General features: G+C 61.7%; 23 protein-coding genes. 18 read left to right on the plus strand and 5 right to left on the minus strand.

The window, feature by feature from the left end:
* Nucleotides 1-82: 82 nt before the first annotated feature.
* The 4 genes from CQ012_RS01485 to CQ012_RS01500 all read left to right on the plus strand — a co-directional run bounded on the left by CQ012_RS01485 (nucleotide 83) and on the right by CQ012_RS01500 (nucleotide 2936).
* Nucleotides 83-868: an ABC transporter ATP-binding protein gene (locus tag CQ012_RS01485; protein ID WP_105657799.1), complete on the plus strand. Its 786-nt coding sequence runs from the start codon at nucleotides 83-85 to the stop codon at nucleotides 866-868.
* Between the two features lie 28 nt (nucleotides 869-896).
* Nucleotides 897-1694: a sulfite exporter TauE/SafE family protein gene (locus tag CQ012_RS01490; protein ID WP_105657800.1), complete on the plus strand. Its 798-nt coding sequence runs from the start codon at nucleotides 897-899 to the stop codon at nucleotides 1692-1694.
* A gap of 4 nt (nucleotides 1695-1698) precedes the next feature.
* Nucleotides 1699-2532 carry a TrmH family RNA methyltransferase gene (locus tag CQ012_RS01495; RefSeq protein ID WP_105661243.1) on the plus strand — a complete coding sequence of 278 codons (834 nt, stop codon included), beginning with the start codon at nucleotides 1699-1701 and terminating at the stop codon, nucleotides 2530-2532.
* A 146-nt stretch (nucleotides 2533-2678) separates the two neighbouring features.
* Nucleotides 2679-2936 (plus strand): type B 50S ribosomal protein L31, encoded by a 258-nt coding sequence (locus tag CQ012_RS01500; protein ID WP_013348950.1) that lies wholly within the window; start codon nucleotides 2679-2681, stop codon nucleotides 2934-2936.
* Nucleotides 2937-3687: 751 nt separating this feature from the next.
* Here CQ012_RS01500 and CQ012_RS01505 read toward each other — a convergent pair.
* Complete coding sequence (locus CQ012_RS01505; protein ID WP_105661244.1) at nucleotides 3688-5286, minus strand: HNH endonuclease; 1599 nt, start codon at nucleotides 5284-5286, stop codon at nucleotides 3688-3690.
* A 171-nt stretch (nucleotides 5287-5457) separates the two neighbouring features.
* Between CQ012_RS01505 and lplAB the strand changes: the two genes are divergently transcribed.
* On the plus strand, nucleotides 5458-6513 hold the full coding sequence (lplAB, locus tag CQ012_RS01510; RefSeq protein ID WP_105661245.1) for a lipoate-protein ligase LplAB: 1056 nt from the start codon (nucleotides 5458-5460) through the stop codon (nucleotides 6511-6513).
* A gap of 174 nt (nucleotides 6514-6687) precedes the next feature.
* Here lplAB and pepN read toward each other — a convergent pair whose 3' ends face one another.
* Together pepN and CQ012_RS01520 are read right to left on the minus strand one after the other, a co-directional pair.
* A complete protein-coding gene (gene pepN / locus CQ012_RS01515) occupies nucleotides 6688-9333 on the minus strand; it encodes an aminopeptidase N (RefSeq protein WP_105661560.1) in 2646 nt (881 codons plus the stop codon).
* A gap of 44 nt (nucleotides 9334-9377) precedes the next feature.
* On the minus strand, nucleotides 9378-10136 hold the full coding sequence (locus CQ012_RS01520; RefSeq protein WP_286134548.1) for a FadR/GntR family transcriptional regulator: 759 nt from the start codon (nucleotides 10134-10136) through the stop codon (nucleotides 9378-9380).
* Between the two features lie 103 nt (nucleotides 10137-10239).
* On the opposite strand from CQ012_RS01520, the gene CQ012_RS01525 reads away from it, so the two are divergent.
* The 11 genes from CQ012_RS01525 to CQ012_RS01575 all read left to right on the plus strand — a co-directional run bounded on the left by CQ012_RS01525 (nucleotide 10240) and on the right by CQ012_RS01575 (nucleotide 22265).
* Complete coding sequence (locus tag CQ012_RS01525; RefSeq protein ID WP_105661247.1) at nucleotides 10240-11850, plus strand: ABC transporter substrate-binding protein; 1611 nt, start codon at nucleotides 10240-10242, stop codon at nucleotides 11848-11850.
* A 108-nt stretch (nucleotides 11851-11958) separates the two neighbouring features.
* A complete protein-coding gene (locus tag CQ012_RS01530) occupies nucleotides 11959-12915 on the plus strand; it encodes an ABC transporter permease (protein WP_105657808.1) in 957 nt (318 codons plus the stop codon).
* A gap of 2 nt (nucleotides 12916-12917) precedes the next feature.
* Nucleotides 12918-14939 (plus strand): dipeptide/oligopeptide/nickel ABC transporter permease/ATP-binding protein, encoded by a 2022-nt coding sequence (locus tag CQ012_RS01535; protein WP_502692944.1) that lies wholly within the window; start codon nucleotides 12918-12920, stop codon nucleotides 14937-14939.
* Nucleotides 14936-15730: an ABC transporter ATP-binding protein gene (locus CQ012_RS01540; RefSeq protein ID WP_105657809.1), complete on the plus strand. Its 795-nt coding sequence runs from the start codon at nucleotides 14936-14938 to the stop codon at nucleotides 15728-15730. Before CQ012_RS01535 ends, CQ012_RS01540 begins: the two co-directional genes overlap by 4 nt.
* A gap of 43 nt (nucleotides 15731-15773) precedes the next feature.
* A complete protein-coding gene (locus tag CQ012_RS01545) occupies nucleotides 15774-16721 on the plus strand; it encodes a dihydrodipicolinate synthase family protein (RefSeq protein WP_286134550.1) in 948 nt (315 codons plus the stop codon).
* Nucleotides 16722-16732: 11 nt separating this feature from the next.
* Nucleotides 16733-17668: an ROK family protein gene (locus tag CQ012_RS01550; protein ID WP_105661249.1), complete on the plus strand. Its 936-nt coding sequence runs from the start codon at nucleotides 16733-16735 to the stop codon at nucleotides 17666-17668.
* A gap of 12 nt (nucleotides 17669-17680) precedes the next feature.
* Nucleotides 17681-18367 (plus strand): N-acetylmannosamine-6-phosphate 2-epimerase, encoded by a 687-nt coding sequence (locus CQ012_RS01555; protein ID WP_105661250.1) that lies wholly within the window; start codon nucleotides 17681-17683, stop codon nucleotides 18365-18367.
* Between the two features lie 76 nt (nucleotides 18368-18443).
* On the plus strand, nucleotides 18444-19004 hold the full coding sequence (locus tag CQ012_RS01560) for a hypothetical protein (RefSeq protein WP_105661251.1): 561 nt from the start codon (nucleotides 18444-18446) through the stop codon (nucleotides 19002-19004).
* Nucleotides 19005-19421: 417 nt separating this feature from the next.
* Nucleotides 19422-20327: a hypothetical protein gene (locus CQ012_RS01565; RefSeq protein WP_181148989.1), complete on the plus strand. Its 906-nt coding sequence runs from the start codon at nucleotides 19422-19424 to the stop codon at nucleotides 20325-20327.
* Nucleotides 20324-21595 carry a hypothetical protein gene (locus CQ012_RS01570; RefSeq protein WP_105661253.1) on the plus strand — a complete coding sequence of 424 codons (1272 nt, stop codon included), beginning with the start codon at nucleotides 20324-20326 and terminating at the stop codon, nucleotides 21593-21595. The genes CQ012_RS01565 and CQ012_RS01570 overlap by 4 nt, the downstream gene beginning before the upstream one ends.
* A gap of 4 nt (nucleotides 21596-21599) precedes the next feature.
* Nucleotides 21600-22265 carry an ABC transporter ATP-binding protein gene (locus tag CQ012_RS01575; RefSeq protein WP_105661254.1) on the plus strand — a complete coding sequence of 222 codons (666 nt, stop codon included), beginning with the start codon at nucleotides 21600-21602 and terminating at the stop codon, nucleotides 22263-22265.
* 413 nt (nucleotides 22266-22678) lie between these two features.
* Here CQ012_RS01575 and CQ012_RS01580 read toward each other — a convergent pair whose 3' ends face one another.
* A complete protein-coding gene (locus CQ012_RS01580; RefSeq protein ID WP_105661255.1) occupies nucleotides 22679-24082 on the minus strand; it encodes an aminotransferase-like domain-containing protein in 1404 nt (467 codons plus the stop codon).
* Between CQ012_RS01580 and CQ012_RS01585 the strand changes: the two genes are divergently transcribed.
* Nucleotides 24081-25025, plus strand: coding sequence for a DMT family transporter (locus tag CQ012_RS01585; RefSeq protein WP_105661256.1), 945 nt, complete (start codon nucleotides 24081-24083; stop codon nucleotides 25023-25025). The two genes, CQ012_RS01580 and CQ012_RS01585, sit on opposite strands and share 2 nt — an antisense overlap.
* Nucleotides 25022-25960: a dihydrodipicolinate synthase family protein gene (locus CQ012_RS01590; RefSeq protein WP_105661257.1), complete on the plus strand. Its 939-nt coding sequence runs from the start codon at nucleotides 25022-25024 to the stop codon at nucleotides 25958-25960. The genes CQ012_RS01585 and CQ012_RS01590 overlap by 4 nt, the downstream gene beginning before the upstream one ends.
* Here the strand turns inward: CQ012_RS01590 and CQ012_RS01595 are convergent.
* Nucleotides 25957-26172 (minus strand): hypothetical protein, encoded by a 216-nt coding sequence (locus CQ012_RS01595; RefSeq protein ID WP_105661258.1) that lies wholly within the window; start codon nucleotides 26170-26172, stop codon nucleotides 25957-25959. The genes CQ012_RS01590 and CQ012_RS01595 overlap by 4 nt on opposite strands.
* Nucleotides 26173-26378 lie beyond the last annotated feature (206 nt).

Raw genomic sequence — 26378 nt, forward strand, 5'->3', positions numbered from 1 at the left:
TACAGGTCAATCCGGCGATCTCAGGCCCCGTTCGGCATTTCCAATTAGTGAAACAGGGGCGAAAAGTCTAATCTTGAATACCATGAGCGAAGTGCTAACTTTCAAAGATGTCAGCGTTGTACGCGGGCGAAAAGACCTGCTCAAGGACGTGTCCTGGGAAGTCAAAGAAGGACAGCGGTGGATTGTGATCGGCCCCAACGGCGCCGGCAAGTCGACCTTGATGAACATTGCGGCCACCCGGCTGCACCCAACCCGCGGTACCGCGGATATCCTTGGCGAACGTTTGGGCAAGGTGTCGGTCTTCGATCTGCGTCCGTTGATCGGCCTGAGCTCAGCCCTGGTGGCCAACTCCATTCCAGCCAACGAAACCGCGCTGAACGTAGTACTCACCGCGGCTTACGGCATGACCGGTCGCTGGCGCGAGAAGTACGAGAAGCTCGATGAGCGCCGTGCTTTCCATCTGCTGCACAACTGGGGCATGTCCACCTTCATGAACCAGCCTTTCGGCAAGCTTTCCGAAGGCGAGCGCAAGCGCGTGCTGATCGCCCGTGCCTTGATGACCGATCCCGAACTGCTGATCCTCGATGAGCCTGCAGCAGGCTTGGACCTTGCCGGGCGCGAAGACCTGGTTGGCAAGCTGGCGGAACTGGCAGCCGACGAGGATGCCCCGGCGCTGGTTCTGGTAACCCACCACCTTGAAGAGGTGCCAGCGGGATTCACCCACATCCTGATGATGCGCGACGGCGAAGTTGTCGCTGCCGGCGAGATCGAATCCACGCTGAACGAAGCGAACCTGGAAGCAACCTACGGCATGCCGCTGAGCCTGCGCCGTGAAGGTGGACGCTACTCTGCTTTCGCACGCAGCTAACAGCAATAACTAAAGGGGAAAATTCCACGTGATCGAATTTTGGCGCGAAGCCCTGGTCTTCATTGGTGGACTGTGGGCCGGAACTATCAACACCGTCGTCGGTTCGGGCACGTTGGTCACTTTCCCCATTCTCGTGGCGTTGGGCATGGCTCCGGTGAATGCCGTCGTCTCCAACGCCATGGGTCTGGTTGCTGGTGGCTTCTCCGGTGCCTGGGGGTACCGTCGAGAAGCTGCCAGCGTCAAGAAGACGCTGCTCAAACTCGTGCCGGTTTCACTGATCGGCGGGTTGATCGGTTCCTTGCTCCTCCTGAACCTGCCGGAGTCCGTCTTCGGCATCGTTGCGCCGGTGCTGCTGGTTTGCGCGCTGGTGCTGGTGATCTTCCAGCCCCGTCTTGCCAAGTGGGCGAAGACCCGGCAGGCCGCTTCCGGCGGCACCGACCCGGATGATGCCGATCGCGCCCAGATTCCAATGGTCCTCTACATCCTGGTGTTCATCATCGGTGTCTACGGCGGCTACTTCACCGCCGCGCAGGGAGTCCTGCTGATGGCGGTATTCGGCGTGTTCTTGCAAGCATCCCTGCAGCAGTCCAATGCAATCAAGGTCATCCTCTCCCTGATCGTGAATCTCGTGGCGGCCGCGATGTACCTGATCATTGCGCCGGAACGCATCAATTGGCTCGTCGTCCTGCTTATCGCTGTCGGCTCGCTGATCGGCGGATTTGCCGGCGCCAAGATTGGCCGCAAGCTCTCGCCTGGGCTGCTGCGCCTGGTCATCGTCATCCTGGGCCTGGTCGCCCTGGGCAACATGCTCTACAAGTTGGTGTAGCTTCGTGGCTGAAATTCTCAACCCTGAACGGATCCTGCCGGTCGCGGATCTGGCCGATTCCCGCCTCGACGAGTACCTCCGGCTCTCCGAAGCGAACCTGCGTATGCGCACTGACGTGGAAAACGGGCTCTACATTGCCGAGAGCACCAAAGTGGTGCAGCGTGCGATCAACGCGGGCCACGTGCCGCGCAGCTTCTTGCTCGCCGAAAAGCATCTGGACCAGCTAACCGAGGAGTTCAACCGTTTCCCAGACGCGCCGATTTTCATTGGGGATGATCGGCAGCTCCAGGATCTGGTCGGCTTCCACTTGCACCGCGGCGCCATGGCAGCGATGAATCGTCCCGAACCGCTGGATCTGGACGAAGTGCTTGAAGCCAGTTCGCGCGTCGCCATCTTGGAAGACATCGCCGACCATACTAACCTCGGCGCAATTATCCGTTCGGCTTCAGGGCTCGGCGTTGACGCCGTGCTGCTCACCCCCAAATGCGTGGACCCCTGGTACCGTCGCAGCGCCCGCGTCTCAATGGGGACGGTCTTCGACCTTCCTTGGGTACGCATGCTGTCGTGGCCAGAGGACATCCAGACCTTGAAGAAGCATGGCTACGAGATGCTCGCCATGGAACTGACCGAGGACGCGATCCCGCTAAACGAAGTAGAGATCAAGTCTGGCCAGAAGGTCGCCATGATCTTGGGCAACGAAGGCAGGGGAGTTACCGATGAAGCTCTGGCCGCCGTTGACCGGACCGTGATCATCCCTATGTACCGCGAAGTGGATTCCCTGAATGTTGGTGCCGCTAGCGCAATTGCATTCTGGCATTTGTGCTCCGCGCCACGCTAAGAAGGTTTCTGCCGCCGCCGCTTTTGCGATAAGATGGACTGTCTGTGCATTGAGGTCTCTTCATGGAGCCCTGAATGCGGGACACAATTTCCGAGTAAGTAGCTACTGGCAAAATCCAGTGGCCATAAACAAAAAGGTGTATAGCTATGAAGGCTGATATCCATCCACAGTACGGCCCAGTTGTCTTCAACGACCTGGCATCCGGCGAGAAGATCCTGACCCGTTCGACCGCTAAGTCGGACAAGACCATCGAATGGGAAGATGGCAACACCTACCCAGTAATCGACGTCGAAATCTCGGCAGCTTCGCACCCGTTCTACACCGGCAAGCAGCGCATCATGGACACCGCTGGTCGTGTCGAGCGCTTCAACGCCCGCTTCAAGGGCTTCGGCGGCAAGAAGTAATACTTCGCCCCTAGCAAGCTTTCGCGGCGTGTTTCCAGTATTTGGAAACACGCCGCTGCTGCTTTAACAGCACACCTGTCCATCAGTGACTGAAAAATGTTTTCACGGAACCGTCTAAGAGGATTCGTTTTTCGCGCCACGATACGCATCGCGGCATCTTGGCAGTTTCCTGGATGTGCCAGTGACTGAAAAATATTGTCAGCAGCGTCCGCCCCAGCGTCTTCCGGCTCAATAGCCGTCGGGGCGGCAGGAGATGACTGAAAAATGCTCTCACTTAACTGACTAGGAGGATTCCTTTTTCGCGCCGTGATGCGCTAGTGGCATTTTGGTAGTCGTCTCGATGCGCCAGTGACTGAAAAATATTGTCAGCAGCGTTCGCCCCAGAGTCGTTCGGCGCAATAGCCGTCGGGGCAGCCGGGGATGACTGAAAAATATTTTCACGGAACTGTCGTAGAGGTCCCGTTTTTGGCACAGCGGTGCGCATCGGGCATTTTGGCAGTTGCCTGGAGGCGCCATAGACTGAAAAATATTGTCAGGAGCGTTTGCCCAGAGCTTTTCGGTGCTATAGCCGTCGGGGTTTCCAGTGGCGGCTGAATAAGGATTCGCTGACTCGTCGAAGCAGACGTCTTGGCCGCACTGCTCCGAGCAACTGGCTCCATCGCCGTTGCGTGAATGGTGTTATTGGTGGTGTGGAGGTGCTGGTGACTGAAAAATTCTGTCACCCAAAAACCGGTCAATCGGGATAGCGTCCTCAGCCTGTTTCCTTCTGGCCGTCATCTGGCGGCGATTCAGGACCGGGATCCTCGTCTGGAATGTCGACGCGAGGCTTGAGCCCAAGTACCCTGCGTACTTCTGCCGTGAGTCGAATATGCGGCAAAGGAATGACCTTAGGGCGCTCTGGGCAATGATCATTTACATGATCGAATTGGTCCACACGCTTGACGCTTTCCGGAATAACGAGTGCGCTCAGCCCGTGTGGAGTCACCCACATCTTGGATCCGTCAGGACGCGGAACGACTTTCCAACCCAATGCATGCTTGAACATTTGATGCTGCTTGCACAGCAGATGCGTATTGTCCCTGGTCGTATGCCCTCCGTGAGCCCAGCCATTTATATGGTCAATCTCGGAGCGGTCAGCTGGACGGCGACAGCCGGGGAAGCAGCAATGCTCATCGCGGTGCCGTAACAGATCCTTGAGGCTCTGCGAGGGCCGGTAGCGCCTTCGCTCGACATCTATCGCGGCGCCAGTCCATGGGTCGGTCAGCACGCGCTGGAACGAAGGCGCATCCTTTGCCAACACCAATGCGACCCCCAGTGGGATGGGGCCGTAGCCTTCCAGGTCAGCCACGGTCCTTGTAGGATCCGCCAGCATTTCCACCGCGGGAATCGTGATGGATACCCGTGGCTTGAGGGGCGTGCCTTCCCGGTCCGGCCAGCCGTTGAGGATGATGTCTGCAAAGGCGTCCGCTTCTATTTGCTCCCGGGTGCGGGGATCCTGCGGATCGTTATGCTGATCAGCTAGCCACTTCACGGAGTTCTTGATGGAATGAATCACTGCGGCACTGTTGTAGTACTTGAGGGTGGACATGCCATTTTCGTTATCCCATAGCGTGAGCTTGCGATTCTTTTCAGACTTCTTGTGCCTTTGTTCGGCGGCCTCCGGGCACATCCTGTCATGGAACCGGCGTGCGCGTTGGTATATCGCGTCATCAGACGCAGTCTTCGCCATGGGCAACAGCACGCGTTGCATCTGCATGATTTGTTCGGGGAGCAAGTCCTGCGAATACTTCACGATGCCATGCGCTGCCTTGGACGTGATCTCTCCTGCAGCCAGAGCCGTGAGGGTTTCCTTGCAGGCGTAGCGAAGACCCTTGGCATAGAACATCCGCTTGCCTACCATGCGAGGGGTCTCACGCAGCGCGACAGCCGCTTCTGCGATGAAGTTGGAGTTGATGACCTGGTCACTGCCGCGGTCAACGCCATAGTATTGAGCACTTTTCCGAGCCTCGCGTTCCTCCTCCTCGGTAGTGGTCCCCGCGGTGGCGATCATATCGGCAAATGATTCACTGACTTGTTCTACTGAATCGGCCAGCAGCACAGATGTCATTGCATCGAGGGTGCTCTGAATGCGTTGGATCTTCTTCAGCCGTTCGAGGGCGTCGTCGGGGCCATTGAGCGGGCCCGCGTCGTAGAGCTCATCTGCCAATTGCTTCAGCGGACCATGGAACAGGTGATGTTCGAGATGGTCGCTGAATAACGAATCCTTGTGGGATTCTGTGCGAGTGCCAGCTGGGGGCAACGGTAGACGATGTTCATCATCGTCGTCATGGATGAAATCGGGTATAGCCATAGTTAATTATCCTGCCGGCAACAGACAGTTTGGCCCGGAAATCCGCGGAATGTGGAAGTATTATCGAATATTTATTCGATTGTTATCCGGCGTCGAATGTTGCCACTGCGAACCACCGAATCCGGGGGCGCGTGGATTCGACTAGTGGGCAGCCGGGGATAGAATGAAACCATGAAGCATCATGGTGAATACAAGGTAGTCGGTGGCAAATTAGTCGTTGTAGATCTGGATACTTCCGATGGCGTGATCACCGAAGTGTCATTGAATGGCGACTTCTTCCTGGAACCAGATGATGCACTCGATGACTTGAATGATGCGCTACGCGGTTTGCCAGCGGACGCCAGCCACAGCACCATACGCAATGCGGTAACCGACAATCTGCGTGAAGGCGCAGTGATGTTCGGTTTTGACGAAGACGCCATCGCGCGCGTCGTCCGCCGCGCGCTGGGACACGCCACCAAGTGGGAAGACCACGAGTGGGAAGTCCTGAGCCCGGAGATCATTCCAATCACCGAGCAAGTGGCGCTGGATGAGGTGCTGACCCGGCAAATCGCCAAGGGGACCCGCAAGCCGACCATCCGTTTCTGGGACTGGAGCGAAGGTGCCGTCGTGATCGGATCCTTCCAGTCGCTGAAGAACGAAGTGGACATGGAGCAAGCCGAAAAGCACGGCATCCAGGTGGTTCGCCGCATTTCCGGAGGCGGCGCGATGTTCATGGAAGCTGGCAACTGCATTACCTACTCGCTCTACGCTCCTGAATCCCTGGTGGACGGCATGAGCTTTGCCGATTCCTACCCGTACCTGGACGCCTGGGTCATGGAAGCGCTGGAAAGCATCGGCCTGGAAGCGTACTACAAGCCGCTGAACGACATCGCGACCCCTGCCGGCAAGATCGGCGGCGCAGCGCAAAAGCGCCTGGCCAACGGTGCGATGCTGCACCACGTCACGATGAGCTACGACATCGACGCGGAGAAGATGACCCAGGTGCTGCGCATTGGCCGGGAGAAGATCTCCGACAAGGGCATCACCTCAGCGGTCAAGCGTGTGGATCCGCTGAAGTCGCAGACAAAGCTGGATCGCATGGAGATCATCAACGTCATGATGGACACCTTCGCCAAGCGCACCGGGGCCAAGCCGGCGCAGCTGGATGCCGAATCCCGTCTGGCGGCGAAGGAATTGGCCGAGGCCAAATTCGCTACCGCGCAGTGGACCGCGCGGGTTCCGTAGCGAGCCAAGATCCAAGGGGCTGTTCTCGATCAAGTTCGAGGCCAGGCCCATGTTTTGCTTGAGGCCATGGTTGCTGTGGCCCTGCCATCTCCGCTGCGCCGGCAGCGTGTAGCGGCACGGAAAAGCCGGCCCGCTGCGTGGATAAGCAGCGGGCCGGCTTCGGAGGGCCAGCGCCTAGCGGCTGGTGCGGCTGTAGGCCTGGGCCTTCAGCGAGCGTTCCAGTTCTGCGCGTTCCTCAAGCAGGATGCGCTTGAGGGCGGCCGGTGCGCTCTCATGGCGTTCCAGCCATGCGGTAGCGGTAGCCAGTGCATGGTTCTGCTCGATGGCGCCCTGGAGATCCTGGTGCCCTGGATACAGCCCCTCGATCACGCGCGTGGCGAATTCCATGCCCATGGTCTCGAAGACCGGCAGGATCGCGGCCCAGTAGCGTTCCTCGAACGGTGCCAGCAGGGCGGAGGAACCCATGGTGAAGCCCAGCGCGGTGGCCGAGAGGGCATCGTTGGACAGCTCCCCGTGTTCATCGCGCGCCATCAGCACGGTGTCGAAAGCGGTGTCCTTGGCCTGCGGATCCGGGCGCGCCGCCAGCGCGGTGCGAACCGAATTCTGCGCCACGCTGGTGGGGTTGGCCTTGGCCGCTTCGTGCATGGATGCCTCGGCGGCCTCGTCGAGCCGGCCGGAAGCGGCCAGCGCGATGTAGGAACCCCACAGCAGCTGCTCATCGACGGTGACCTGGTAGGCATTGGGCTGCTCGCCCAGGAAGGCGTCGAGCACCTCCGGAGCCACGCCGGCACGGGCCAGGCGAACCAGGGTGCGCGCGGTGGTGGTCTGCTGGTCTCCGCCGGCCTCGAACCGGGTGAGCCATCCGGTGAGCGTCGCGGCGGCCTTCTGGCGCAGCTCCGCGCGCAGCTCGGGGGCAACGTACTTGGAAATCGAGGTGGCCAACTGGTCGGTAAGCACCCCGAAGACGCCCGCGTCGGTGACGGCGTGCGCGTGATCGAGGATCGCCTGCACGTAGCTTTGCGCATCCAAGGTGGCCGAACGCACCGCATCCCACAGCGACGCCCAGCAGGTGGCGCGGGGCAGCGAGTCGCCCAGGCCCGAGAGGTGGCCGAGCAAGGTGGCACGCGAAACCGGGTCGAATTCGATCAGCGCATAGGTCTCATCGCCGTCGTTGGGCAGCAGCAGATCCGGGATCCGGCGTCCGACCAGGAAGTCCAGGGCCGCCGATTCGCCGGAGAGCTCCACGTCCACCGAGTCGGTGCGCACCAGCTGGCTCCCGTCCAGCTGGTAGGCGCCGACCGAAAGCACATGCGGGCGGGCGATCTTCTGCCCGGTGACCGGATCGGTGCCCGACTGGATCAGCGATGCCGCGGTGATGGTGCCGCCGGCATCGGTGGTGTACTCGACGTGCAGCTTCGGCACGCCGCTGGTCTTCAGCCAGGCATCCGCCCACTGGCCCATATCGCGGCCGCTGGCCGCTTCGAGCGCTTCGAGGAAGTCATCCAGCGAGGTATTGCCGTAGGCGTGCTTGCGGAAGTAGGCGCGGGCGGCGTCGCGGAAGGCCTCGGCGCCGACAAAGGCGGCCAGCTGCTTGAGCACGCTGGCGCCCTTGGCGTAGGTGATGCCATCGAAATTCTGGTCCGCGGCCAGCAGGTCAGGGATGTCGGCCACGATGGGGTGGGTGGTGGGCATCTGGTCGGCCACGTAGGCCCAGGCCTTGCGGCGCGCCGCGAAGGTGGTCCACGCGGTGGTGAAGTCGGTGGCTTCGTCGTTGGCCAGGGTGCCGATGTAGTCGGCGAAGGATTCCTTGAGCCACAGGTCATCCCACCACTTCATGGTGACCAGGTCGCCGAACCACATGTGCGCCATTTCGTGCATCAGGGTGTTGCCGCGCTGCTCGTACTGGCCTTCGGTGGCGTGCGAGGTGAAGACGTAGCGTTCGGTGAAGGTGACCAGGCCCGGGTTTTCCATGGCGCCGAGGTTGTACTCCGGCACGAACGCCGAGTCGTACTTGCCCCACGGGTAGGGGTAGTCGAACAGCTGGTGGTAGTAGTCCAGGCCCTGGCTGGTCAGCTTGATGATCTCGTCGCCGTCGAAGTGCCCGGCCAGCGAGGCGCGGCAGGTGGCGGCCATCTCGATGCTCAGCTCTTCGCCGTCATCCAGCCGCTGGAGGTGCTCGCCGCGCACCACGTGGTACGGTCCGGCCAGCACCGCGGTGATGTAGCTGGAGATCGGGGGAGTCGGGGCGCAGGCCACGGTCTTGGTGCCGTCATCGTGCAGTACCTCATCGACGATCGGCTGGTTGCTGGCCAGATGCCAGGCTGCCGGGCCGGTGAGGGTGAAGCGGTAGCTGGTCTTCAGGTCGGGCTGCTCGAAGCAGGCGAAGACCCGGCGCGCCTCGGAAGGCTCGAACTGGGTGTAGAGATAGGTTTGGCCATCCTGCGGATCCACGAAGCGGTGCAGGCCCTCGCCGGAGCGCGAGTAGATCGCCCGTCCGGTGATCTTCACGGTGTTCGGCACGTCGGTGCGCAGCTGATCGAGGTAGATGCGTGCATCGAGCACTGCGGATTCCAGGTCGATCGCGGTGCCGTTGACCAGTACCTCGTCCACGGATTCGTGGATGAAGTCGATGAAGGCTGCCGGATCCTTGGAGCTGAAGTTCAGCGTGGTGATCGAGCTGAAGCTGGTGGCTGTGCGATCGGTGGCATTGGAAAGATCGAGCTGGACCTCGGCGAAGTGCCATTCGATATTCCGTGCGCGCCAGGCCGCTTCGTCGCGCCTGAGGTTTTCATTGGGTGCATAGCGTTGAAGTGTGTCCACCACCCCAGCTTAGCTGTGAAAGGAATGCTTTAGGGTTCTTTTTGCTAAACTTCCCGGCTCGCCAGCAGGGCGCGAATGCCGTGGAAGTGCTCGGAGATCAGCTGCCGGGCGGTTTCCACGTCCTTGGCGCGTACCGCGTCGAGGATATCGCGGTGGTCCTGGGCGGTCTTGGCCGGCTGGGTGATTTCCAGATCGGAGTCGATCGCATCGTAGATGGTGCGGTAGACATCCCAGAACACTCCGAGCAGGTTGGTCAGCAGCTGGTTGCCCAGCGGCTCGAAGAGGATGCGGTGGAAGGCCTTGTCCTGCTCGACGAAGGTCTCCTCACGCGCCGCGTGCTGCTCCATCTGGCTTACGCACTGCTCCAAGGCCTCCAGGTGCTCGTCGGTGACCGCGCGGATGGCCAGGCCGATCAGGCCGGTTTCCAGTGCCTGGCGGACATCGACCAGCTCACTGGCCTCATGACCATGGTGGCGCAGCGACATCTGCCCGCGGAAGGCGAGGGAGTCATGCAGGGCGTTGAGGTTTTCCTGGGCCACGAACATGCCGAAACCGTGGCGGGTGTCGATGATGCCCAGGGCCTGGAGCACCTTGATCGCCTCGCGCAGGGAGTTGCGCCCCACACCCAGCTCGGCCATGAGTTCCTGCTCGGTGGGCAGCGGGTCCCCGGGCAGCAATCCGCGTTCCAGGATCAGCGCGGAGATGTCATTGGTCAGCGCGCGCAGGCGGGCACGGGCATCTGATCGGCGGGCTGGCATCGTGCTCAACGGATCCTGCTTTCCTCGGCGGGCGGAGAAGTTCATGTGACGCAGTTGACCATGCGGCGTGACGTCCACTACAGTCTAGACCATAGATCGGACATCCTACGTCCTACAACACTCACTCATTTTCCTGGAGGTGGCAAGAATGGCTTTGAACGAAGTAGCCAACAAGCCCTTTGCACGACGAGATTTCCTGAAGATCACCGGCATGGTTGGCGCTGCTGCGGCATTCTCGGCCAGCCTGGCCGCCTGCTCCCCAGGAGCCAGCGGCGGCGCGGGCAGCACCGCAGCTGCCGGCACGGGCACCATCGAGGCAGGCATTTCCTACGCCCTGTCCACCGGTTTCGACCCGATGACCTCCTCCGGCGCGACCCCGTTCGCCGCCAACATGCACATCTTCGAAGGCCTGGTGGACCTGCACCCGGCCACCCGTGAACCGTACCTGGCGCTGGCAGCGGCGGAGCCGAAGCAGATTGACGACACCAGCTGGGAAATCACCCTGCGCGACGGGGCCACCTTCCACAACGGGGAAGCGGTCACCATCCAGGACGTCGTCTACTCCTTCGAGCGGGTGCTGGACACCGGCAACGCCTCGTTGTTCGCCCAGTTCATCCCCTTCATCAAGTCGGTGAAGGCCAAGGACGAGAAGACCGTGGCGTTCACGCTGAACTACGCCTTCCCGCTGTTCCCGACCCGCATCTCGGTGGTCAAGATCGTGCCGAAGGCCGTGGCTTCCAAGGACCAGGCCGCCTTCGACGCCGCGCCGATCGGCACCGGCCCGTACAAGCTGGTCTCGGCCACCAAGGACGACAAGATCGTCTTCGAGAAGTTCGAGGACTACAACGGCAAGTACCCGGCGACCGCCAGCGGCATGACCTGGTTCCTGCTCTCCGATGCGGCGGCCCGCGTGACCGCCATGGAATCGGGCCGCGTGCAGGCCATCGAGGACGTGCCGTACCTCGACATGGACCGCCTGGCCTCGAAGGCCACGGTGAAGAGCGCCGATTCCTTCGGCCTGCTGTTCCTGATGTTCAACTGCGCCAAGAAGCCATTCGACGACGCCCTGGTCCGCCAGGCATTGCACTACGGCCTGGACACCGAGTCGATCATCAGCACCGCGCTGCTGGGCAACGCCAAGGCCGCCAGCTCCTATGTGCAAGAAAGCCACCCGCAGTACATCAAGGCGGACACGGTCTACGGCTACGACGCGGCGAAGGCTGCGGCGCTGCTGGCCGAAGCCGGCGTGGACAAGCTGGAATTCGAGCTGCTGACCACCGACACCTCGTGGGTCAAGGACATCGCCCCGCTGATCCTCGAGTCCTGGAACAAGATCCCGGGCGTGAAGGTCACCATGAAGAACCTGCAGTCCGGCGCGCTGTACACCGACAACGTGGACAGCGGCACCTTCTCGGTGGTGGCCGCCCCGGGCGACCCATCGGTCTTCGGCAACGACCTGGACCTGCTGATGAGCTGGTTCTACCGCGGCGATGTCTGGCCGAAGAACCGCTTCCGCTGGAACGATACGCCCGAATACAAGGAGCTGCAGAAGCAGCTGGACGCGGCCATCCAGACCGATGATTCGAACAAGGCCATGGCGGCGTGGGGCAAGGCGATCAACATCGTCGCCGACCAGGCCCCGCTCTACCCGGTGCTGCACCGCCAGCTGCCATCGGCCTGGGACGAAAACGCCCTGGAAGGCTTCGCGCCGCTGCCAACCACCGGCATCTCCTTTGTCGGCGTGAACCGCAAGGCCTAGCCGGCCCCGGCCCCGCGCAGCAGGCCGGGAGGCACGGCACCCATGCCGTGCCTCCCGGCCCGCCCAGCGCAATGACCTGCACACTTCGATACTCGACGGAGCTACTCCATGGGGAATTTCCTCAACCTGCTCTTACGCCGCCTGGCCGCGCTGCCGGTGATGGTCCTTGGCATCTCCGCCATGGTCTTCATCATCATGAAGCTGGCCCCGGGCGATGAAGCCACCTCCGCGCTGGGCGAGGGCGCCTCCGAGGCCGCCAAAGAGGCCTACCGCGAGGAACGCGGCCTGAACGACGCGCTGGTGGTCCAGTACATCAGCTTCATCGGCCGGCTCATCCGCCTGGACTTCGGCCTGACCACCCCGCCAGCCCAATCGGTCTCCCAGATGATCGCCGGCGCATTCCCGCTGACCTTGCAGCTGACCTTCCTGGGCGTGGTCATCGCCGTGGTCATCTCGCTGGCCTTCGGCCTGCTCGGTGCACTGTACCGCGATGGCTGGCCGGACCAGCTGGTCCGCATCTTCTCCATCGCGGCGATCGCCACCCCGTCCTTCTGGCTGGGCATCCTGCTCATCCAGTGGTTCGCCCTGGGTTCCAGCCCGCTGTTCCCCTCCGGGGGAGCGGCCCCCGAAGGATCGGACCCGGGCACCTGGCTGCTGCATATGGCGCTGCCGGCCCTGGCCCTGGCCATCCCGGTCTCCGCCTCGCTCACCCGCGTGGTGCGCACCTCGATGGTCGAGGAACTGGACCGCGACTACGTGCGCACCGCCATCGGCAACGGCGTGCCGCGCGGCGAAGTGATCTCCAAGAACGTGCTGCGCAACGCCCTGGTCACCCCGGTGACCGTGCTCGGGCTGCGCATTGGCTACCTGCTGGGCGGTGCGGTGGTCATCGAGATGATCTTCTCCCTGCCCGGCATGGGACAGCTGATCATGAACGGCATTACCAACAAGGACACCAACCTGGTCCAGGGCGTCACGCTGACCATCGCGATCACCTTCGTGCTCGTGAACATCATCGTCGACTTGCTCTACCTGCTGATTAACCCGCGAATTAGGACGGTGTAGGGATGAGCATCATGGCCCCACGCAACAACCTCGTGAACCGCCTTTCCGAGTCCGGCGCCCGCTTCAAGGCGCTGCCGGCAGGCTCCAAAATCGCCTTGGCCTTCCTGCTGGCCATCGCCGCGGTGGCCCTCTTCGCCCCGCTGATTGCCCCGCACGACCCGCTGGCCACCGGAATCCCGGCGCAGAAGCCGAGCGCCGAGCACTTCTTCGGCACCGACCGGCTGGGCCGCGACATCTACTCGCGCCTGCTCTTCGGCGCCCAAGCCTCGCTGCTGGTCGGCCTGGGGTCGGTGGCGCTGGCACTGGTCATGGGTGGGCTGCTCGGTGCGTTGGCCGCCACCAGCGCCAAATGGGCCAATGAGACGATCATGCGCATCATGGACATGGTGATGGCCTTCCCGGGCATCGCCCTGGCCGCCGCGCTGCTGGCTTCGCTGGGCAACACCTTGCCGGTGATCATCTTGTCCATCGCGATCATCTACACCCCGCAGATCGCCCGGGTGGTCCGTGCCAACGTGCTGGCCCAATGGGGCGAGGACTATGTGCGCGCCGAACGCGTGATCGGCGCCGGGCGCTTCTACATCCTGGGCACCCACGTGCTGCGCAACTGCGCGGCCCCGGTGATGGTCTTCGCCACCGTGATGGTGGCCGACGCCATCATCCTCGAAGCATCCCTGTCCTTCCTCGGCGCAGGCATCCAGGATCCGGCCCCGAGCTGGGGCAACGTGATCTCCTACGGCCGCACCCTGGTGCTCAACGGCGCGTGGTGGGCGACCACCTTCGCCGGCCTGGTGATCCTGCTGACCGTGCTGGCGCTGAACATGCTGGCCGAAGGCATGACCGATGCGCTGGTGAACACCAAGGGCTCGGCCAGGAAGCAGGCGAAGAAGAACGGCGAACCTGCGCTGGCCAAGGCCAAGGCGGCCGCGGACCCGCAGGCCGCCGAGCGGCTGCGCGGGGAACTGGACCTGCTGGCAGCGGCCGAGGCCCAGCGCACCGACCGCCTGGTGCTCGATACCTCCCAGGGCGCGCCGCGCACCATCCTGGAGGTCAAGAACCTGTCCATCCGCTTCCCGGAGCGCTACGGGGACACCCCGATCGTGCAGGATGTCTCCTTCGCGGTGCGCGAGGGCGAAACCATGGCGCTGGTGGGCGAATCCGGCTGCGGCAAGTCCATCACCTCGCTGGCCATCATGGGGCTGCTGCCGGGCAGCGCCCAGCTCTCCGGTTCCATCACCTTCGAGGGCAGGGAACTGCTGCCGGCTACCTCCGATGGCGGCACCCGGGCCGGGGACGACAAGGTCTACAAGGGCCTGCGCGGCGAGCAGATCGCGATGGTCTACCAGGACGCGCTGTCCAGCCTGAACCCCTCGATGCTCGTCGGCGACCAGCTGCGCCAGCTCACCCGCCGCGGCGGGCGCAAGACCCCCGAGGAACTGCTCGCCCTGGTCAAGCTGGACGCCAAGCGCACCCTGCGCTCCTACCCGCATGAGCTCTCCGGCGGCCAGCGCCAGCGCGTGCTGATCGCCATGGCCCTCTCGCGCAGCCCCAAGCTGGTGGTCTGCGACGAGCCGACCACCGCGCTGGATGTCACCGTGCAGAAGCAGGTGGTCGACCTGCTCAACGAGCTGCGCGAGCAGCTGGGCTTCGCGATGGTCTTCGTCTCCCACGACCTGGCACTGGTGGCCTCGCTGGCCCACCGGGTCACCGTGATGTACGCCGGCCAGGTGGTGGAGTCCGGTCCGATCAGCGAGGTGCTCTCGGACCCGCATCACGAATACACCCAGGGCCTGCTCGGCGCGGTGCTCTCCATCGAGTCGAAGGCCGAACGCCTGCACCAGATCCCGGGCACCGTCCCCAGCCCGTACGATTTCGCCGCCGGCGACCGCTTCGCCGAGCGTTCGCAGCGTGCCGGCGCCGACCCGGACCAGCACCTGTCCTTCGTCCCGGTGGACGCCGGCAGCGAGCACCGCTGGGCCAGCCACCAGGGCAATGGCAGCCACCTTCAAGGAGCCAGCAAATGAGCAACGCGATCATCGAGCTGCAGGATATCCACGTGCACCACAAGATCCGCGGCGGCAAGCTGTTCTCCCCGCGCCTGATCAAGGCCGTCAACGGGGTGGACTTCGCGGTGCGCCGCGGGCAGACCGTGGGCATCGTGGGCGAATCCGGTTGCGGCAAGTCCACCCTGGCCTCGGTGCTGGTGGGACTGCAGGAACCCACCAGCGGGCAGGTGCTGTTCAACGGCAAGCCGGTGGGCAAGCGCAACGCCGCAGGCCGCAAGGAGTTCGGGCGCAGCGTGGGCGTGGTCTTCCAGGACCCGGCCACCGCGCTGAATCCGCGCATGTCGATCATGGACACGCTCACCGACCCGCTGCGCGTGCATGGCATCGGCAGCGATGCTTCGCGCAAGGCCAAGGCGCTGGAACTGCTTGAGGTGGTGGGCCTGCCGGCTTCGGCGGCCTCGGCCCTGCCCAGCCAGGTCTCCGGCGGCCAGCGCCAGCGCGTGGCCATCGCCAGGGCGCTGGCCCTGGAACCTGCGGTGATCGTGGCCGATGAGCCCACCAGCGCGCTGGATGTCTCGGTGCGGGCGCAGGTGCTGAACCTGCTCACCGACCTGAAATCCGAGCTGAACCTGGGCATGGTGTTCATCTCCCACGATATCCAGACCGTGCGCTATGTTTCGGACACCATCTGCGTGATGAACTCCGGGCAAATCGTCGAGCGAGGCGATGCCGCACAGGTATTCGACGCGCCCACCAATGACTACACCCGCACCCTGTTGGGTGCTGCCCCGGCACTGCTGGAGCACTAACCAATCGCCGCAATTGCGGCACCTAGAGAAAGACCGAATCCCCGTGGCTTACACGAACAACCCGAAGTACTCCGGCGTCATCCCGCCGGTCATCACCCCGCGCACCGCCGATGGCGCCATTGACGCCGCCGGCCTGGATGCCGTGGTGGAACACCTGATCGACGGGGGAGTGGCCGGCCTGTTCGTGCTCGGTTCCTCCGGCGAGGTGCCCTACCTGGCCAATGCAGAACGCGACGCGGTACTCGCCCGGATCGTGGCCGCCAACGCCGGCCGCGTGCCGGTGCTGGTCGGTGCCAGCGAGCAGACCACCGCCCGCGTCATCGACGAGGGCCAGCGGCTGATCGCCCTGGGCGCCGACGCGCTGGTGGTCACCACCCCGTTCTATGCCATCTCCAACGGCCCGGAGATCGAAGCGCACTTCACCGCCATCCACGACGCCCTGCAGGTCGACATCTTCGCCTACGACGTGCCGGTGCGCACCCACCACAAGCTGCCGCTGGATGTGGCCATCCGGCTGGCGCAGTCCGGCGCCATCGTGGGCGTGAAGGACTCCTCGGGCGACGACGTGTCCTTCCGCCAGCTGCTGCTGGCCACCAAGGACATCGAGGGCTTCTCGGTGTTCACCGGCCATGAGGTCGTCGTCGACGGGGCACTGCTGGGCGGAGCCCACGGCGTGGTCCCGGGCCTGGGCAACGTGGACCCAGCCGGCTACCGCCGCCTGTTCGACCTGGCCGTGGCCGGCGACTGGGCCGGCGCCGCGGCCGAGCAGGACCGCCTGGCCCGCGTCTTCGACATCGTCTACACCCCGGATGCTTCCCGGGTGTCGCCAGGGGCTGCGGGCCTGGGCGCCTTCAAGACCGCCCTGGTGGAACTGGGCATCATCGCCAATAACGCCATGAGCGCCCCGATGGCGTCGCTGGATGCCTCCGAGGCCGCCGCGATCCGCGGGATCCTGGCCGAAACCGGCCTGCTGCCGGTGGCCGCCAAGTAGGCCCTGGCCCAGTGCAAGAACAACTAGCAGGCGCCGGCGAGGTGCTCGCCCTGGATCTGGGCGGCACCAAAATCGCCGGCGCCGTGGTGCGCCGCGATGGCACCATTACCGCGCGCAGCCAAGCACCCACACCGGCCCGAGAAGGCGCCGCCGCAATCATCGCGGCCATGGCCGGCGTGGTGCAGCAGCTGCGCGGTGCATGCTCGGCGCAGCCGGCCGGATTGGGTATCGGCGCCGCCGGGGTCATCGCCCCGGAAACCGCGAAGGTGGTATCGGCCACCGATACCCTGGCGGGCTGGGCCGGCACCGACATGGCGGCCGAACTGGGACGGCTCACCGGACTGGAAGTCCGGGCGGTCAATGACGTGCACGCCCACGGTTTGGGCGAGGCCCGCTTCGGCGTGGGCCGGGGAACCGGCCAGGTGATGCTGTTGGCCATCGGCACCGGAATCGGCGGAGCCTACCTGCACGGCGGCCAGCTGGTCACCGGCTTCCACCACGTGGCCGGGCATATGGGGCACATCGATTCGGCTTACGCCACCGGGCTGGAATGCTCCTGCGGACGCACCGGGCATGTGGAGGCGATCGCCGCCGGGCCGGCGATCCACCGGCACTACCAGCGACTGGCCGGCAACCCGAAGGTGCGTGACACCCAGGCGGTCACCGCGCTGGCCGAAGCCGGCGACGCCTTGGCCTATCGGGCATTGCATACCGGAGGCCTGGCCGCAGGCGCCGCCGCCGGATCGCTGGCCAACGTGCTGGACCCGCAGAAAATCGTCATTGCCGGCGGGATGGCCGGGGCGGGGAGAATCTGGTGGGAGGGTCTGCGCGAGGGCTTCGCCGCCAGCGCCATCGACCTGGTGCGCGGCACCGCGCTGGAACCTGCCCGTTTGGGAACCGATGCCGCCCTGATCGGGGCGGCCAGCCTATTCTGGCCACAAGACTAAGAGGAGAAAGACATGTTGCTTTCGGCAGCAGCACTGCAAGCCCTGCGCGGAAGGCTGATCGTTTCGGCGCAAGCCTATCCGGGGGAGCCGATGCGCCACCCGCAGACCATGGCGCAGGTGGCTGCCTCGGCGGTGATCGGCGGCGCCGGCGCCGTGCGCGTGCAGGGCATCGCGGATATCCAATTCACCCGTTCGGCCGTCGAGGTGCCGGTCATCGGGCTGTTCAAGGACGGCCATGAAGGCGTGTTCATCACCCCCACCATCCACCACGCCTTGGCGGTGGCCAACGCCGGGGCGCACATCGTGGCCCTGGACGGCACCCGCCGCGAACGGCCCGACGGCAAGAGCCTGGAACAAACCATTAGCGCGGTCCACGAACAGTCTGCCGCCTTGGTGATGGCCGACTGCGGGTCGCTGGACGACGCGCTGGCCGCCGCCGAAGCCGGGGCCGATCTGATCGGCACCACGCTGGCCGGCTACACCGGGGAACGGGGCAAGACCGAGGGGCCCGACCTTGAGCTGCTGGAACAGATCGCAGCAGCGGGCCTGGAGCCGCCATTGATTGCCGAGGGCCGGATCCACACCCCGGCGCAGGCCAAAGCCGCGCTGGATGCCGGCGCGTTCGCCGTGGTGGTGGGCACCGCGATCACCCATCCGGCGAGCATTACCGGATGGTTCGACGCCGCCCTGCGAGGCTAGGCGTTTTCTTCGTGGCTGGTAACTGGCCTACGCTTAAGCGCAGAACCTAATTCCTGCAGAATCGGAGAATCACCCCGTGGACGTCTTTATCAAGGGCCCTTCCAAGCGCGATGTAGCCGGCATGAAAGCGGCCTTCGGCGAGGTGGAAGCCGGAGACGTGATCTCGGTGCTCTACAAGACCGCCCGCTTCGGCAACTTCCTGATCACCGGCGCCGCGCACGCCACGGTGCTCGACGACGTCATGGTCGGCGGGCTGAACGCGGCCGCTGCCAAGAAGAAAGCCAAAGACGCCGACGGCGGCGAAACCATGGCCCGCCAGCCTGATAAGGACGTGCGCGCCTTCCCCGCAGTCTTCGAAGGCGAGTTCGCCCCGGAAGACGTCGAAGTTTCCGAGCTGTCCCACGGCGATTTGGTTGCCGCATCCTTCAGCCAGGAACCCTACGGTGATTTCGTGATTACCGGCGTGGTCACCGAAGCCGAAAATGATCGCGGCTACCTGATGGTCGGTCCGTGGATCCTGCAAACCGCCGACGGGGCGCCGCCGCGGTTGCTGTCGGTTCAGCGCGTGGCGGCCAACGGCACGCACGTGGCCCCGGTGCCTACGCGCCGCGGCCTGGTCGAGGTAGACGGACTGTAGCCAGCAAAGAGTTCGACAGGCCCCGGTGGATGAAATTATTTTTCATTCACCGGGGCCTTCTTTCTACTTCCGGAAAGGAGGCGGGTTCTCACGGTCGTTGCAACACCTTGATCAAACAGGAGTTGCAACGACCGTCAGAACCCGCCTTGTACGACTTGGTCCGGCATTTATCACTCCACGCGTGCACGACTAGGAGAAGGGCAGCACTATCGATGGTGTTTCAGGTCGTATCTGTGGCTCCCATGGTAATGGGGTCAATTTGCCTTGGCGGCGGTATGCCGTCTCAAGCGGGATTCTTATAGACCCAGGCACCGCTAGAACTTACTATGGTAGATAACATCTTCCGGAAGATATAACCGACACAGGTGGGTTGAGATATGAGTACATCTCCCCACCTGCCAAATGTGAAAGTGTACCTTGCGATCAAAACCCATAATTCTGGTGCTCGCGTTTGCCGGATTGTTGCTGTTGTTGGATCTAGCGATGCTGTCTTATCGCGCCATACAGGCTGCCACCCTACAGGAGGCAAACTCACTATATACGAACAGAGCTATCGAGTTGAGCGGTGATCCATCGACAGCAATCGATTACGCTCGGGGCGATGGGTTGGATGTAACCATCTTCCAACCGCTCGCTGACGATGATCATATTCGTGCCGTATTTTCGACAACGGACGTGTCTGGATCTTTACCACTGCACGATATCCGTTGGAATGTATCCGATAGTCGTCCGGGGGCATTAGTAGGGGCCAACCTCCAAGCTGTGGGCGCCGAGATCGTAATACTGGGAAAAGAATATGAAGTTGCTGGTTTATTAGGGGCACGGGACAAGAGCCTGTTAGCCGACGAAATCGTTATTTACGATCCACAGTTGTTTGAGGAGCCAGGTGAGCGTCGATTCGTCGTTGACGGACCAGACGCCGATCGGATTACTGAACGTTTCGAGAATACGCGTGCGATTGAATCAGGTCTCTCCAGGCGAACTAATATTGATTTCATTTCTCCCATCATGAATATGCTTACTGTGGTTTTGCTAATCACTGGGACAGGTATTTTAGGGTATCTAACGCATACCTGGGGTGCAGCGCGTGATTCGGTAGATCGGTTGTGGGGACGCACCCGCGCATTTTTGTTGTCACGACATATTCTCTCGTACACGACAGTCTGGATCGTGGCGGCAATAGTACCGACGCTAATTCTATTTAGTGCGGGTCGAGCTAGCTTATTGTTTCAAGATTTTCTCTACTCGCATGTGCTTCTGACATCTATGTTCATTCTCTCTTTCACGACGTCGTTTGTGGTTAGGAACGGAGGAATGAAATGAACGAGTTCATTTTTGATCTACGTCGAAACTGGCTTGCTATTGCAACAAAAGCTGTTATCGTAGTGCTGTTTTTAACGGGTTTATACAGCACTATCAGTTTCTCAGCGTCAACGCAGAACGCGATTATCAAAAGCTTTAGTGATGGAAACAATCAAGATCTCTACCGTGTGACAGATACTTTTATCGATGCCAATGAGTTCACAGAAGTTCGTCAAAGCCCAGAAAAACTAGATCAAATTGGAGAGTTTTACGAGAAACTCAATGAGAGCAAGCTCGTGAACTTATTGTCGTCTTTCAATCAACCTATACCGATTGCTGATTTTAAAGGCAGTGAGTCTTTCGATGCTTGGGCTGGGGGAGACTATGTTAATGGCGGCGTTTACGTCGATCAGCTGACAGGGCGCGAGACACTGGAGGTTCGGTCAATGCAGATGAGTAAGGAAGCGTTTGAATTTTCGCATTTGACGGTCGACGAGGGGCAACTTCCTGATTGGGAGAATATTGACTACAGTTCTGGCCAGATCCCAGTGTTGCTTGGTGCGGACTACAGGGGTATTTACAGTGTCAATGACACACTTGACGGCATGTTCTACATGGAACCGTTCTCACTCAAAGTTGTTGGATTCCTTGAGCCGCACTCTTCGATGTTCTACCAAGACGATATAGACCACTTCCTTGATGACACCATTGTCATCCCGTATCCAAAAACACTACGTGGGATAGCGAAGACGAATCTAGATTTTGGTGGGATATTGTCCTTCGCAATGATCAACAGCGATTTTACTGCCTCGAAAGACATGTCCGGTAACGATATCCTCAAGCATCTTGACCAGATCGGGCGGGAAACTGGATTCACGAACTATGCACTTATAGGTGTGCCTCAATATTTAACTCAATATTCCCTGATGCGAACAATGCTATTTGATAATGTATGGCTAGTCGCCTTCCTTCAAGTTGCTTTAGGAATAGTTGGCGGACTCGTGTTGTGCGCGCTGAGTGCATTCAATTTCCGTCGTCGGCGTACTGTCCTCAATTTACGGTGGATAATTGGAACTTCTTGTTTGGAGTTGCAGAAGTGGATGGGGATGATTGTGCTCATCGAATGGGCCGCAATCGGACTGTTGTTCCTCACTGTTTATCAAGTTTTACCCAATGAGGGTTCATCAGCCGTCGGCTGGATTATTCTAATTTTTGCCGTTGCTGCTTGTGTTGATATTGCTGCTGCTACCAGGTCGACCAAACTGTACTTTCAAAGAAAGATTGCATAGAGACATGACAAGAATCGAACTTCGAGGCCTATCCAAAGGGTTTCGTGAGGCTAACGGCACACCCCATACACTGTTCCAGAACACGAACTTTGAAGCAGATGAGAACGATGCTTCAATTGCCGTCCTCGGACGCAGTGGTTCGGGAAAAAGTACCTTACTTAAAATTTTGGCCGGTCTTGATACTCATTATATGGGGGAATTTCGCTTTAACGAAGAAATTCTCCAGCATAAGGAATCGAGGATGGCGGCCTTTCGCAAGGCGAATGTCGGCGTAATTACGCAACGCTATGATCTGCTACCTGAGCGGACCGCCTTACAAAATGTCATGTTGGGACTAGGCGGGAATAAGAACGCCTTCCGCGACCCGGCAGCAGACGCACTCGGTCATGTAGGTCTTAGTAAGTACGAAAATCATAGAGTCGGCAGACTCTCAGGTGGCGAAGCTCAGCGTGTGGCGATTGCCCGCGCAATCGTTAAATCTCCAGCAATTCTAATTGCGGATGAGCCAACCGGGGCGCTCGACGAGCAGACGGAAAATGAAGTGTTGGATCTATTCGACATTCTTCGCGCTCGTGGAAGTTTGCTCGTTATTGCAACCCATAGTGAACGAGTAGCTCAACGTTGCGCCAGGCAGGTAGTTATCACAGGTAAGAAAGTAGTTGAAGTCTAGTGTCGATTCTAATCGATAATCCTAGGCTAAAGAACTATTCTGATTAATAAATTCCTAAAACATCACGGCATTATTCCGATGCATAACACTAGATTGGTTTATTTGAGATTTCCGTATCTGATTTCTCGCGGTCGAGTCTCTTCTCTGGGCTTATTTTTTGTCAGAGAATTTATCTTCTTGCATCGAAACAAATGCTTTCAGTTCATATTGTGTTATTTTCAAGCTAATTGACGGCTGGAATATTCATATATAACCAGAAATGCAACACTTATGTATCAATCTGAATGCTGCAACGGTGGCGAATGCCTTGCAGGACTTGTCGCTTTGATGATCGCTGGAGCCCTATAGGCACCCCACGGCCCTCGCACAGCCCTACGAAGACCAGGTATGTTGGTTAGCCCTTCGCATTGGACCTAGGCGCGCAGCACCTGGCCGATGATCTCGACGCCCTGGTTGAAGGCTCCAGGGTTCGGGCCGGCAAAGTTCAACCGCAGAAAGCGTCCGGTCGGTTCCGCGGGGAACCAGCTGTCTCCGGCCGAGATGGCCACGCCGCGCATTTCGCAGTCGCGGACCAGCTGCACCAGATTAGTGGCATCCGGCAACCTTGCCCAGAGGTTCAGCCCGCCCAGCGGGACCTGCTCGACATGTGCTTCGGGCAGATGCTGCGCCAGGGCGTCGAGCACCAGATCCCTGCGCGTTGCTAGCTGCTGGCGCACCGAGCGCAAGTGGGTGCGCCACCCGGGCTGGGTGACCACGTCAAGCGCGACGGATTGCAGCGCACCACTGACATACATGGATTGGGCCTGGTTATCGGCCAAGATCCGTTCCCGTGCTGGCCCTCTGGCAATGACGCCGGCAACACGGACCGCCGGGGACACGCTTTTGGTCAGGGAGCGCAGATACACCACATGGCCGCTGTCATCTCTGGCGGCCATCGGTGAAGACTCGGCATTGATCCCCAAATCCTTCGCCCAGTCATCTTCCACCAGGAAAGCGCCACGACTCTTCAGGATTTCCAGCACCCGCTGGGAAACTTCGGGCGACCACTGGGCCCCGGAAGGGTTGGCAAAATTCGGGTGGGCGTAGAAGGCGCGGGCCCCGGTTTGCTCGAAAGCGCGATCCAACTGCCCGGTGTCCGGGCCGTGGGGACCGGCGGGAACGGGGACGAGCTGCACGCCGACTTGCGCGGCCGCGAGGATAGCACCCCAGTAGGTGGGCGATTCGATGAGCATCGGCTTGCCGGCCCCAACCAGTGAGCGGAAGATCGAGCCCAGCCCGCTTTGGCTGCCGGGCAGGACGACGACGTCGCTGGCCGCCGGCGCGCTCAGCCCAGGGGCGGTGATGGCGCCGAGCTCGGATGCGAACCAGCTCTGCAGATCAGGCAGCCCCGCGGCCGGGGTGCGCTGGAGCACCGCATCGCTGCGCGCGACCCGCGAGAAGGCGCTGCGCACCAGTCGTTCTGGCAGCAAGTCTCGATCCGGATAGCCCGACTGCAGGGATATGACGTCATTGGGCGTAGCGCGCTGGGCGGAGGCGAGTTCAGGCAGGGGCCGTTGCACAACGCCCAAGGCCGCGGTTTGCCAGGCATGGTCGTGCGCCCGGGCCACCGGGTGGCTGCGAACGAAGGTGCCGATACCCGGACGCGATTCAATGATGCCCTGGCCGGTGAGGATCCGCAGCGCTTTCTGCACGGTGACCGGGCTGACTTCATAATCCGCCACCAGAGTACGGGTGGAGGGCAGCTGGCTCCCGGCGGGGGCTGTCGCAATCCATTCGCGCAGTACCGCAACCAGGCGCTCACTGCTACTGTTAAACATGAAACTAGATAGTACCGCTACTCTCATTTCGCGGCAACCGCTATCCTCGGGCGTTACCGGGCTGATCTGGGGATTGCTGGGCGTGCTCGCCTTCTCCTTCACCGTGCCCTTCACCCGCATCGCCGTGGAAAGCGGCCATCTGCAACCGCTGTTCGTCGGCGCGGGGCGATCCGTTATCGCCGCAATGCTGGCTGTTGCCGTGCTCTGGAGCACCGGCCAGAAACTTCCGACACGGTCGCAATGGTGGCGGCTGCTGGTCGTCGCCGGGGGAGTTATCGCAGGTTTCCCCCTGCTGACATCCTTTGCGATGACCACGGCTCCGGCCAGCCATGGCGCGGTAGTGATCGCCATCCTGCCTGCAGTGACGGCCGCAGCCGCTGTGCTGCGAACCAGGGAACGCCCCAGTGCCAGATTCTGGATCGCGGCTGGTTCTGGGGCATTGGCAGCCTTGGCGTTTGCCGCTTTGCAAGGAGGCGGGCTGGGCAGCTTGCACGGGGCCGACTGGTTGCTCTTCGGGGCGGTGCTCGCTTGCGCTATCGGCTATGCCGAAGGCGGCCTGCTCTCGCGGGAGCTTGGTTCATGGCAAACGATCTCATGGGCGCTGGTCCTGGCCTCACCGGTAATGATCACCCTCACGACCGTCTCGGCGCTCCAGCATCCGCCCACGGCAACATTCAGCGAGTGGGCGGCATTCGCCTATCTTGGCGTCGTGAGCATGTTCCTCGGCTTCATTGCGTGGTATCGCGGATTGGCCATCGGCCCGATGGCGCAAGTGAGCCAGGTGCAGCTGGCGCAGCCGGTGATGACGATCTGCTGGGCCGGGATGCTGCTGCACGAACAAATCGGTTGGCCCACCGTGGTTGGCGGCTGCGCGGTCATCGCCTGTGCCCTGCTGGCCGTAAGATCGAGGAACCAGCACATGAGACAGGATGGCGCATCATGAAATCATCAACGAAAACTGGCGCAGTGCCAGTCACCGCTTTGACCGGGCTCAGCGCCTTCCCGCTGACCCCAATGAATGATGACCAACTCGATGAACCTGCATTCATCGGATTGGTGCAGCGACTGGTTGCGGCCGGGGTGGATTCAATTACCGTCCTGGGCTCGACCGGTTCGTACATGTACCTGGACCGCGCGGAGCGCGAACGCGTCATCGGGTTGGCGGTGCAGCATGCAACGGGGATCCCGGTGCTGGCTGGAGTCGGCGCCATGCGCACGGCCCACGTCCTGGCGCATATTGACGACGCCAAGGCCGCCGGTGCGGCCGGCGTTCTGCTCGCCCCGGTGGGCTACCAGCGGCTGGACGATGATGAAGTCTTCGCACTGTTCAGGGCGGCGACCGAACGCAGCGACTTGCCGGTCGTTGTCTATGACAACCCTGGGACAACGCATTTCACCTTCAGCAACGGGCTTTATGCGCGCATCGCGCAGTTGCCGGGGATCATTTCCATCAAGATTCCGGGGGTTCCGGCCGATCCGGTGGATGCGCTGGCGCATGTCGCGGCGATTCGGGCGGTGCTTCCCGATCACGTAGGCATCGGGGTATCGGGCGATGCGTTCGGGGCAGCCGGACTCATCGCAGGATGCGACGCGTGGTTTACCGCGGTGGGCGGAACGATCCCGGCCCCGATGCTTGGAATTACGCGTGCGGTGCAGGCCGGAGACCATCAGAAGGCGCTAGCGGTTTCCGAGGATCTGCGGCCGTTGTGGGACCTGATGGCGCAATGCGGCGGCAGCTTGCGCGTCAGTGCCGCCATTGCCGAGCACCTGGGCCTGGCAGCACCCAATTGCCTGCCCTTGCCGGTCCAGGGACTTAACCGGGAGCAGCGGGCAAGGGTGGCGCTGGTGCTCGATGGACTGGGGCAGGCAAGTCTCTAGCTGGGTGGCCAGCGGCCCTGTTCGGCCAGTGCGAGGCTTCGATTTCGATTCATGATCGTGAAGCCGGCAGATTCGAAACTGGCCAAGATGCCGGAAAATAGGCCCTCTCTGCCCTTGTAGGTGATTCCGGTATCGGTGGGGCGGGCATGCTCGACCGCGGCAGCAGGCAACTGCCCTGAAATGATCCGCCCGCGGAATGCGGGGCGGATCACGAGACAAATCAGCACCCAGGCGGATTCCGCCCCGAGGTTCCATTCTTCATCCTTGAAGTACTGGCATTGGCACCACTAGGGATCGCACTGCTGGCCGGATTCCAAGTTCCATGGAGTCTTCTTCGCGGGCTGGTTCCGGGCGCGCGGTGGGCGTACCCTGTGGCTAACCAGCGAACTTGGCCATCTTTGCCTGGCCATCTAGGAGC

This window comes from Arthrobacter sp. MYb214, assembly GCF_002979865.1.
In the GTDB taxonomy this organism is placed as follows: domain Bacteria; phylum Actinomycetota; class Actinomycetes; order Actinomycetales; family Micrococcaceae; genus Glutamicibacter.